We start from the raw sequence: 3,240 nt of genomic DNA, 5'->3' as shown, positions 1-3,240 counted from the left end.
ATCAGCAAGAAATGTCAGGTGATAATATTTAATAAAAAATGTGATATCTATCACATTTTTTTAATAAATTTGCATAAAATATTTTATAAAAAAATGTCAACTTGTAATGAATGTAAAATAAAATCAACTGCTGCAACATTTCTAAATAAAAATGAATTAGAAAATTTGAGTCAAAATTGTGCAGAAGTAAGTTTTAAGAATAGGAGCATTATATTGCAACAAGGGGCTTTATCATCTAATATTATTTATTTAAAAACAGGTCTTGTTAAAATTCACATTTCTGTTTTTGAAAAAGAACATATTATCAAAATTCTAAAAGCTCCCTTATTTTTGGGAATTCCTACAACTTTAAAGGAAAAAATCAATCAATATTCGGTTACCGCGATTGAGCAAGTTACGGTATGTTTCATCGATATTAATCTGTTTAATAAATTCATTATTAAAAATGGGGAATTTGCATATGAAATAATAGTTGATTTATGTTGTAGTGAACTTGATTATATTAAGGTTTGTCTAAACAGGAAACAAAAAAATACTATTGGTCGAGTTGCAGATACTCTATTGTTTTTTGCTAATAAAATTTATAATAGCGATAATTATACTTTGCCGTTGTCAAGATTAGAACTTGGCAATCTTATTGATACTTCACGTGAAAATATTTGTCGTATTCTTTCGCAGCTCAATGATGATGGAATAATTAATTCGAACGGAAAGAAAATAAAAATAATAAATATGAAGTCATTAGAAACTATAAGTATTCATGGTTGAAATATTACATCAGTCTTTTAATGCGATGAGTCCGTTTATTTTTAAGACTATTTTATGGAAATAAATCATTAGAGCAATATATTTTTAAAATATTGATGTTTATTAATTTCAGTTAGTTCCTAAAGTTTTATTAATTTTGAATTCTAAATTTTTAAATAAAATATTGATTATGAAAAATATTAACACAATTTTAGTTTTGATAGCAACTATAATTTTCAGTCTGATAGCAGGATGCGAGGAAAAAACAGAAAGTACGCAAGAAAGCTCTTTGACTTCGTTTGATGGTTGCAAATACACAAAATCAGTTGCCTTGGTTGATAGTTTTCCCAACGATGAAACATGCATTCAATACTTTATGGAAGGTAATACGCTGATATTTAAACATATAAATGCAGGCTTCAACTGCACGCCCGACAATATTCTTGCCGAAATCTCCATAAGTAACAATTTGATTGTTATTGAAGAAAATCAGGAATTAAGTATGCCAAGCGATTGTAAATGTCTCTACGACCTTGAAATGCAGATTACTAATGTTGATATTGATGCATATACAGTAAAAGTATTTGAAGCATATCCTGCCGCTCCCGACGATTTGATAGAATTCGATCTTAATCTATCTCTGAATACTACCGGGACGTATTGCCTTGAAAGAGATACTCCTCCGTGGGTTGAGTAAACAATTTGGGGAATTGAGGAATTCGGGAATTGTAACTTTATTTAATTTGTCTTTATTTAAAACTCTCCAGATAAACTGACTTAGGCGGACATCTTAGCTGTGATTTTCATTTTTGCAATTGTATTTCAAACTGGTATTCATTTCTTATTACGTAAAAAGTCTTTTATTTCAGAAGCACAATATATGAACTTTTGAAAAATACTAAGAGAAAATTTCAATTTTCCAAAAAGCAATCATTTAATTCATAAACTACAACGAAAATATATTAGAATTTGCGGGATTTATCTGTACTTTAGCTAAAATAAGCATAAATCAAAGCTAAAACTCATTAAAATTACAATTGTCAATGTTATATATATATATGCAATTAGAACAAGCAAAAATTGATTATTTAAACCTATCAAGTTATTAGACAAAAACTGTATTAATTAAACGGGCGTTTTTTTTAGGCAGGAATTGATAAAGTTTAATATTGAAGTATTGGTTTGAAAAGGAAAACATTTCAATGTTAGATTTCGTTTGGGTAAACCTATTTCTGAGATATTGCCAATTTTACCAAAACATTGATATTTCCGGAATATCCACATGGATTACAAATCCGTGCGAGCTGGGGGTGTACTATTAAAAAGCTAAAAAACTCCTGTCACCAATATCTTCGTCTTTATACTATTCCTCCTTCTTTTTAAGCGGATTACTAAGTTTCCATTTGTGTATGGTTGCCATAGGTATATGTATACGAATTTCTTCTTTACAAGCAATTTGTAGACGACTATTGTGTAAATATGCTCTCTACTAGAACCCATATTAACATCAAAATTATCCGACCAACTTCTGATAAATTCTGCTTTACGATTACAAATATCAACAGTCCGACAATTAGTAAAGTAAAAATTGGTATCGATTATGGTGAGAATCTTGTCAGGATACTTACATAAGTTGAAATGCTCTAAAACTTCTTTTGTTTGGAATGTAGCTTCCAAAAAAGCACAATCAACAGCACTATCATTTTGTGCCCAAGAGGTATAAATACTGAAAACAAATGTGATAATGATAATATTAATCTTTCCTTTTTTCATTATTTTTCATGTTTGGTACTGTTGGAATGACATCTTCTTTACCTGTCTCTTTATTCATTTTAATCGTATCTTTTAAATCATTAATGTTGTCTTTATCATGTAACTGATTTATTGATCCCAGCTATGCGAAGTTTCCAAACTTCGCACCATTAAACAACTTGCTGTGTCAAATAATATAATTTATCTTGTTCATGTATTTGATTTGATGTTGCCATACTAATTTTCTTATATGCAAATGTAGTTAAAAAAACTTATGAAAGAAAGCGAAGTTTGGAAACTTCGCATAGCCGATGTATAGAAAGTTCTCTATTCAGAAATCCATATTGTTTTTGACCGCAAACCGATTTGTCGGCAAATTTTGCCTCTGTCCTAAAGGATGATTTCCCGACAAACCGGTTTGCTATTGTGCATTACAGAAATTAGATATTTGTTGTAATACACTTTCAAGATGGTTTATTATCTCATTGTTTTTGAAACGCAAAACCGTAATTCCCAAACTTTTAATTTCATCCTCTCGTTTTTTGTCATTAATTGCAACATCATTTTTGAGATGAATTTCTCCATCAAGTTCTATAACCAGCTTATGTTTATGGCGGTAAAAATCAGCAATAAAACGACTAATTGGATGTTGTCTTCGAAATTTCAAGCCCAATAACTTTTTATTTCGGAGTTCTTCCCATAAAATTAGCTCGGCTTTGGTCATATGTTTTCGTAATTCTT

General features: G+C 29.5%; 4 protein-coding genes. 3 read left to right on the top strand and 1 reads right to left on the bottom strand.

The window, feature by feature from the left end:
- Positions 1-93 precede the first annotated feature (93 nt).
- The 3 genes from HN894_08420 (at position 94) to HN894_08410 (ending at position 2,379) form a co-directional block, all read left to right on the top strand.
- Positions 94-768: a Crp/Fnr family transcriptional regulator gene (locus tag HN894_08420; protein MBT7143350.1), complete on the top strand. Its 675-nt coding sequence runs from the start codon at positions 94-96 to the stop codon at positions 766-768.
- A gap of 169 nt (positions 769-937) precedes the next feature.
- A complete protein-coding gene (locus HN894_08415) occupies positions 938-1,444 on the top strand; it encodes a hypothetical protein (GenBank protein ID MBT7143349.1) in 507 nt (168 codons plus the stop codon).
- Positions 1,445-2,226: 782 nt separating this feature from the next.
- Positions 2,227-2,379 (top strand): hypothetical protein, encoded by a 153-nt coding sequence (locus tag HN894_08410; GenBank protein ID MBT7143348.1) that lies wholly within the window; start codon positions 2,227-2,229, stop codon positions 2,377-2,379.
- A gap of 541 nt (positions 2,380-2,920) precedes the next feature.
- Here HN894_08410 and HN894_08405 read toward each other — a convergent pair.
- Positions 2,921-3,240, bottom strand: a 320-nt coding sequence (locus HN894_08405; protein ID MBT7143347.1) for an endonuclease domain-containing protein, incomplete at its 5' end; no start/stop codon positions are given.

The organism is Bacteroidota bacterium (genome assembly GCA_018692315.1).
Taxonomy (GTDB): domain Bacteria; phylum Bacteroidota; class Bacteroidia; order Bacteroidales; family JABHKC01; genus JABHKC01.
Note: the sequence above shows the minus strand (reverse complement) of the source record. Positions and strands in the feature narration are given on the sequence as shown.